The organism is Martelella mediterranea DSM 17316, assembly GCF_002043005.1.
Taxonomy (GTDB): domain Bacteria; phylum Pseudomonadota; class Alphaproteobacteria; order Rhizobiales; family Rhizobiaceae; genus Martelella; species Martelella mediterranea.
In genome coordinates this window covers 162567-169914 of sequence record NZ_CP020333.1, presented here as the reverse complement: position 1 = coordinate 169914, position 7348 = coordinate 162567, and the positions used below count along the sequence as shown (strand labels likewise).

5 protein-coding genes are annotated in these 7348 nt (G+C 60.6%); 3 read left to right on the top strand and 2 right to left on the bottom strand.

What is annotated here, in order from left to right:
• Nucleotides 1-843 precede the first annotated feature (843 nt).
• Both Mame_RS26460 and Mame_RS26455 read right to left on the bottom strand, forming a co-directional pair.
• Nucleotides 844-2793, bottom strand: coding sequence for a DUF5054 domain-containing protein (locus Mame_RS26460; RefSeq protein WP_018067141.1), 1950 nt, complete (start codon nucleotides 2791-2793; stop codon nucleotides 844-846).
• 34 nt (nucleotides 2794-2827) lie between these two features.
• Complete coding sequence (locus tag Mame_RS26455) at nucleotides 2828-3832, bottom strand: LacI family DNA-binding transcriptional regulator (protein WP_018067142.1); 1005 nt, start codon at nucleotides 3830-3832, stop codon at nucleotides 2828-2830.
• A 365-nt stretch (nucleotides 3833-4197) separates the two neighbouring features.
• Between Mame_RS26455 and Mame_RS26450 the strand changes: the two genes are divergently transcribed.
• From Mame_RS26450 to Mame_RS26440, 3 genes are all read left to right on the top strand, one after another.
• On the top strand, nucleotides 4198-5535 hold the full coding sequence (locus tag Mame_RS26450; RefSeq protein ID WP_018067143.1) for an extracellular solute-binding protein: 1338 nt from the start codon (nucleotides 4198-4200) through the stop codon (nucleotides 5533-5535).
• A 64-nt stretch (nucleotides 5536-5599) separates the two neighbouring features.
• Nucleotides 5600-6511 (top strand): carbohydrate ABC transporter permease, encoded by a 912-nt coding sequence (locus tag Mame_RS26445; protein ID WP_018067144.1) that lies wholly within the window; start codon nucleotides 5600-5602, stop codon nucleotides 6509-6511.
• Complete coding sequence (locus tag Mame_RS26440) at nucleotides 6508-7338, top strand: carbohydrate ABC transporter permease (protein WP_018067145.1); 831 nt, start codon at nucleotides 6508-6510, stop codon at nucleotides 7336-7338. Before Mame_RS26445 ends, Mame_RS26440 begins: the two co-directional genes overlap by 4 nt.
• Nucleotides 7339-7348 lie beyond the last annotated feature (10 nt).

The following is a 7348-nucleotide window of genomic DNA, read 5'->3' as shown; positions in this document are numbered from 1 at the left end:
GGAATCACTGCCATCGACTCGGTTAATTCTCTAAGAACGCTTTTTATACGGAGAACGGTGAAAAAGCGTTATTAGTATGGACCGATTCGTTGAGCGTGCAAGGCATTTTTAGTTAACGAGAGGTTAACGCGTCGTGGGGCCAGCTATCAAGGGGATGTCATTCAAGACGCCCCCTTCCGAGACGGGCCGGACCATCTCTATTTCCTCTTGCCAGATGAACCGGAAACGAAAGACAGAATTCGGGTAACTCACTATTTTCTAAAGAAATAATCCGATTCTTTACGGCTGGCAATTGCGCGGTTCAATCGCAAACCCACAAAGTCATGATCGCGGCAAGTCAGAGCAACTGGAAGGCGGTGAATGCGAAGCGGCTCTGTTGCGCTGTGCGAAGCCATACACATCTATCGGCTCTGCCGCCTTGAGTGCGGTTCCCGAGAAGGGGAGGAGACCGGGAATCACTCACGCGGTTGCCCCCCGGAACGTATAAACCAACGCTCAATCCCTGGCGAACGAAACGACTGGTATAGCCGCGGCACCTTACGGTTTCCTTCAATTCGATGCACCACATTGAAAATGTCTTCGAGGTTTCACCAAAGCCGACTTTGCGAAGATCGAGAAAGTACGCCCTGCCGCGAGACAGGGCCTTGGCGCTACGCCGGCGCATAGACGCGCGCACTCGCGCGGCGGGGAAACAGAGCTTGAGAGGAGGGGCTCCAGACAGACCTCGATGGCCGGGCAGAACGGCGTTCTTCGCCACCTCATAGCCTGGACTGTCGAAGGCAAGGCTTTCCAGCTTCTCGTCGCCGATGATACGATCATCGGGATCAGGTACGCCTCGTTGTTTCACCTGGATGGTTTGACCGACAGCTGAAACCGGGCGTGCATGTCGCCTTCCCACCACATCGGGAAATTGGTGCCCCATTTGTTGTTGTAGAGGTTGAAGCGGATGCCGCGGTCGAAGCTTGAGGGTTGCTTCGAATAGGGCATGAATGGCTGGCCTATCGGCGCGACGAGGGCGGCGTCGAGCGGCGTCAGCTCGACCTCCGTGCCGTTGGTGTGTCGGCTGCGGGCCGCGAATATCGCCTGGAGTTGGCCGCCGCCATTTTCCGCTGTGCGCCCAGCTTCGTGCCACAACCCGGTTTTGAGGTACGACCATTGGCCGAAGCCGCCGAGTGCGAAAGCGAGAAAACCGGCTTCCGGCATGCGATTGGCGGGTTTTTCGCGCAGAACGAGCGACAGGTGAAGCGACTGACCGTCGCCCCAGACATGCAGTTCGGTGGTTTTCGGCGCGCCAAGGTGGCGGTGCGCTTCGAGCGGCATTTCGTGATGGATGACGACCCGGTCGCCGACATTTTCCAACCCAAGATACTGGGGCGCGAAGTCGGCCGCGCGCGCTGTTCTCGCGTTTGAGAGGCCCGGCTTGTCGTGATCGAGGATCGCCCACTCAGCCCGATGCGTTAGGTAGGTGTCCATATGCGCCGCGACGTCGTCTGCGTCGTAGCTTTCGTGGCGGTAGCCGATCCGGGCGTCATCAGACAGTATCCGGCCGTCAGGCGCGGTAAGGCGGATGATATCACCGGTCTGAGGGTCGAGCTCACCCGACCAGCCGGCGACCGTAAACGTGGTTGCCTGCGTCAGTGATTGCGTCGATCTGAGCTGCGGCGGGGCTGCATCGGCAAGCGCGTCGTCGGCGCGTGTCCGGTCTTCGCCGGCAAGGTTTTCAACGGCCTTGTCGATATAGCCGCGCTGTTCCGCCCATGAGGCTTCGCTATAGACGAAACGGTAATCAGCCTTGCGTGCCGCCTCAAAGGCGGGGCGGTCCCAGGCAAGGTCGTCGCGCAGATAGGTCTTGATGTCGACGCCGCAGGTGTGTTCGGCCAGCATCGCAAGATCGCGTCCGAATGCGGCGCGTGTCTCCGTCAGGCCTTCCATCTCGAAGGCGTCGTAGAGACGTTGAAGGCTGCGGAACCGGGCCATCTTCATCGGGTCGGCGCCGGCGCCGTGGATCCAGCTGTCGCCTGGCTCCATGTCAACCACGGGCAGCGTTTCCCTGCGCTCCCACAGGATTGCGCCATAGGTCTCCAGCGTCGCGGCGCGGATATCGGCGTCGGGATGGTCGTGGCGGAGCGCGCGATAGACCTCGGTCGTCTGCGACACCGTCTGCGGCCCGATATTGTCGTGCGTGTGGGCAAAGCCCAGCCCATCCGACAGACCGTCGGGGAACTGAACCCCGCCATAGGAATCCTCGTACATAACCACAAGCTCCGATCCATCCGGCGCGCGCCAGCGCGAAAGCGGCGGAAAGGAAGGGACAGGGGAGGCGGTGTTGACGCCGATGTGGAAAAAGCGAATGCCGGCCGCCGCCATCAGCGGCACGATGCCAAGCGTGTGGCCCGGCACATCGGTCATTTTGGCAGCATGGGTCTGGAACCCGAAACGGGCGTCGAGCATTTGCGAATAGGAGAGGCCAGCGCGAAACAGCGCCGGCGACATCAACTCGGAATGGGTCGTGAAGGGCAGGGCGTGCCAGCGGATGAGGCCGTTCCTGACGGCACGTTCCAGCCGCTCGACTTCGGCAGCCGAACGGGTCGTTAGGTGATCCCAGATCAGCCAGGCCCCGGTGGTCCAGACAAACGCCGGGCGCTCCGGGTCTTCGCGGTAGAAATGCTCCGCCGTCGTCAGCGCCTGGGGGATGAAGACCTCGTGGTACTGGCGGCGAACCCTTTCGGCGTGGTCGGTGAAACCGATATCGAGGTGGGTCTTGAAGACAAGGTGAATGGTCGGCTGGCGCATCGGCGGGCTTTTCTGAACTTTGGGGAGGGGCTTTTCAGCCGACAGTGCCGCGCACCACGAGGCGCGTGCGAATGGTCTCGGACATGGCGGGCGCTGCCGGGTCGTCCAGCCGCCGCAGGATCAGGCGTATGATCGTCGCGACGCGCTCGGAAAGGTCGACCTTGACGGTCGTGAGATTGTAGCTGCGCCAGGCCGACTGGTCGATATCGTCGAAACCGACAACCTTGACGTCCTCGGGCACCCGCAGGCCCAGTTCGTGCCGCAACGCATCGATCGCGCCAAAAGCGCTGACGTCGTTGGCGGCGAAAATGGCATCGACGTCGCTGCCGTAGCGGAACAGGTCGATCGTGGCCGCAAAGGCGGTTTCGTAGGTGAAGTCGCCGGGGATGATGACGGGCTCGCAAAGCCCTCTCGACTGCAGAATTTCGACAAAGGTCTGGCTGCGCTCGGCATTGGCCAGCGTATTGGTGTCGCCGGCGAGATAGGCGAACCGCTTTCCGCCATAGCCCTGCACGAGCGCCACGGCCTTTTCTATGCCGTCGCGCTGCAAGACCTCGACACGGTCGAAATGGGCCTTGCTTTCGCGAAACGGGGGCGGCAGTTCACCATCCTCGCGCGGATAGCTGAGATAGATCGGGACCGCCCGGTCGAGATAGCGCGCCAGCGTATCGGGCCTGACGTTTTCGGCAAAGGCAACGATCGAGTCGAGGTTGAAACCCTTCATATAGGTGAGCAGCCGGGTATCCATGGCCCGGTCGGCACGCGTCTTGAACAGCAGGGTGGCAAATCCCTTGTCCTGCAATGCCGTGGTCAGCGCATCGATTTCCTGGCTCTCCCACGGGCTGCACACCGCCGGCACGATAACGCCCACAAGATGAGAGCGGCGCGTCACCAGCGCGCGGGCCGCCATGTCGGGCGTGTAGTTCAGCTCCTGCGCGATCTTGAGAATACGCTGGCGCTTTTCGGGTTTCAGCGAGGCATTCGGGTTGAAGGCGCGGGACACCGCCGCGCGCGAGACATTCGCCGCCTCGGCCACCATGTTGGCCGTTGCTCTTTCCCCGTTTCTGATCGGTCGATCCGACAAAACAATGCCTCGCAAATATGAAAGCGTTTGCAAAAATATATGAGGAATTTATCCCCGGACCTTAGCGAGAAGTCAAGCTCGGCTTCGCTGCGATTGTCATAAAACCCCCATTAAATCAGTGGTAACAGAGATTCTTGTGTCAGCCAACCACGGAAGGGGAGATGAATTTCGATGAGTCATGTTGACGGAAAAATGAAAACGTGTTCATTCTTGATGCGGCGGTGCGTGGAGGTATCCGTGCAGTTCGTAACGTGCGCCGGAAAGTCGGCGACATCCAGACAGGGAGGAGTTTCGTGATGGTCGGACGTTTGAGAACCTTAATGATCGCCCTTGCCGGCGCCAGTGCCATGGCCGCACCGGCGTTTGCGACCGATCTCAGCATTACATGCCGCTGCGTTGAAGGCGGCGCCAACAGCCAGATGGCCGAGTGGATCAAGCAGAGCGTCATTCCCGGCTTCGAGAAGATGAAGTCGGAAAGCGGCGAGGACGTCACCGTCACGCTGAAGGAATTTGCCGGACAGGACGAGCAGCTCACGCAGCAGCAGGCGCTCGATTTCTCGACCGGCGCCGGCGCCGATGTCAACGGTTTCGATGGCTTTCTTATTCCGAGCTTCGTGGAAGCCGGCCTTTTGAAGCCGCTTGACGAACTTGCAGGCCCGGCCGTCAATGAGTGGGAAGGCTGGGATCACATCTCGGATGGCTCCAAGCAGCTGATGTCGTTCGACGGCAAGGTCTACGGGATCGCGCTCGGCACTGATGTGCGCATGATCTTTATCCGCAAGGACCTGTTCGAACAGGCCGGCATCGATGCCGATAGCTGGCAGCCGACCTCCTGGGACGATCTGCTGGACGCCGCGCGCAAGATCAAGGAAGCCGTGCCGGATTCCTCGCCGCTACAGATCAATGCCGGCGTTTCGATGGGCGAGGCGACCACGATGCAGGGCTATTACATGCTCGTGCTCGGCGCCGATTCCGGACTCAAGGATGAAAATGGCAAGTGGATCGTTTCCAGCCCCGGCATCCTCGACACGCTGAATTTCTACAAGACCGTCTACCTCGATGAGGAGCTCGGCGATCGCCGCGCCCAGCTTCTGGGCGATGGCCGTAACCGTACCTTCGCCAATTTCCGCGATGGCAAGACCGCCATGCTGGTGGAGGGCGACTGGTTCTATCGTGCCGTCACGGCCCCCGGCTCGGAATTCGAACTGAAGGATCGCGACAATCTGATGACCTGGAAGAAGATGCCGGCCCGTGAACCGGGCGCCGGTTTCAGCGGCCAGGATTTCGTGACGATTTCGGGCGGTACGGGCTTCGTGCTCAATCCGAACACGGATGCGCCCGAGGAAGCGTGGGACCTGCTCGCCTATATGAACAGCAAGGAACAGCTTGAAGCCTTCCAGACCTACCAGGCCCGCATTCGCCTGCGCGATGACGTCGGCATTCCGGACTCTCCGTTCCTGTCGGAAACCTCGCAGGAGCTTCTGCCCCTGACGACGGCCCGTCCGAACGATGCCGATTACAACAAGGTCTCCGCCGAGGTTCAGCGCATGACCGAGGCCGTCGTTTCCGGCGAAATGTCGCCCGAGGAAGCGATGGAGCAGTACAAGGCCGCGGTGACCGAAATTGTCGGCGCCGAAAACACCGTAAGCCTTCAGTAAGCCTTCCGGGGATGCCGCATGGGCCTCACCATGCGGCATCCGCATTCCCGCGCGGAGCCAAAAATTGAAAAAATTCACGCTTCTATCCAACAGGACGGGATCGCTGTTCATGGCGCCCGCGGCGGCGCTTGTCGGCGCCTTCGTGATCGCGCCGTTCTTCTGGATCATCTTCGTTTCGTTCACGAACCGAACGCTGCTCGGCAAGACGGCAGTCAATCCGGAATTCGTGGGCCTCGATAACTATATCGCGCTGTTCGATCCCTCGAACTTCTTCACCCGCGGCCAGTTCGGCTTCTCGCTGATCCTGACGATCCAGTTCGTGCTGTTTTCCGCCATCATCGGTCAGGCCGTGCTTGGCCTGCTGCTGGCGTGGCTGATGCAGGCGGTTCCGAAACCGGTAAAGAGCCTGACGGAGACGGCAGTCATCGGCGCGTGGATCCTGCCGGAAGTTGTGATCGGCTTCGCGTGGTTTGCCTTTCTCGACTATGACAACGGCACGATGAACGAGATCCTGACGAGCCTTGGCCTGCCGCGCGGCGACTGGCTGCTCGACTATCCGTTCTGGGTGATCGTGTTCTTCAATACATGGCGCGGCGCCGCCTTCTCGATGATGCTGTTCAACTCGGCCTTCTCGTCGATCCCTCCGAGCTATTTTCAGGCCGCCGACGTTGCCGGCGCGTCATCATGGCAGAAGTTCCGCGATATCGCGCTGCCGCTGGTACGCGGCCATGTGGTCACCGACCTGATCCTGATCACGATGTGGACCTTCAACGTGTTCACGCCCTACCTGCTTACGAAGGGCGGCCCGTCCTACCGGACCGAGGTTCTGTCGATCTACACCTACCGCATCGCCTTCCGCGATTTCGAATTCGGCAAGGGTGCCGCTGTCGGCGTGGTCATCATGTTCATCAACCTTGCCTTCGCGCTGATCTATCTGCGCGTTGCACGCAAGAAGGCTGCGGGAGAAGCGCAATGAAGCTCGGTTTCCGCCAGTATGTCTCCCGCATCGGCTTTTCGGCATTCGCGGCCATTCTCGGCGCTGTCTTCGCGCTGCCGCTGATCTGGTTCCTGTTTGCGCCGTTCAACGCCCGCGCCGAGCTGGGATTGGCCACTCCCGACCCGTTCACGCTCCAGAATTTCGCGGCGGTGTTCGAAAACAGTTTCGCCATCCGCGCGCTCCTCAATTCGCTTATTCAGAGCGTCGGCGGCGTGGTGCTGGTCGGCGGGGCGGCGACGCTTGCGGCCTATGCACTCTCCCGTTCGGCAATGCCCGGCAAGGGCGCGGTCACCTATGTGCTGTTGCTGTTTTCCTCGGTGGTATCGGGTTCAGCCGCCATGGTGCCGATCTTCCTGATCATCTCCGCGATGGGCCTGATCGACAGCCATCTCGCCGTGATCCTCGTTTTCGCAGGCGGGCTGCTGCCGACGGGGATGTTCATCCTGCGCGACTTCATCGACGGCATCCCGCGTTCCTACGAGGAAAGCGCGATGGTGGCAGGCGCATCGCCGGTGCAGGCCTTTTTCGATGTCGCCCTTCCGGTCATCCGGCCCGGCATCGTGGTCGTGGTCGTCTGGGCCTTCGTCAATATCTGGGGCAGCTTCCTGATCCCCTTCATCCTGCTCCGCTCCGAGGATCTGATGCCGGCATCCGTCGCGATCTATTCCTTCTATTCGGAAGCGGGCACCCCTGTCGTCACATTGCTTGCAGCCTATGCGCTGATCTACTCGCTTCCTGTCATCGCCCTTTACCTGTTCGTCAGCTGGAAATTCGGCTTCCGGTTCTTCGGCGGGATCAAGGCCTAAACGGACCAAA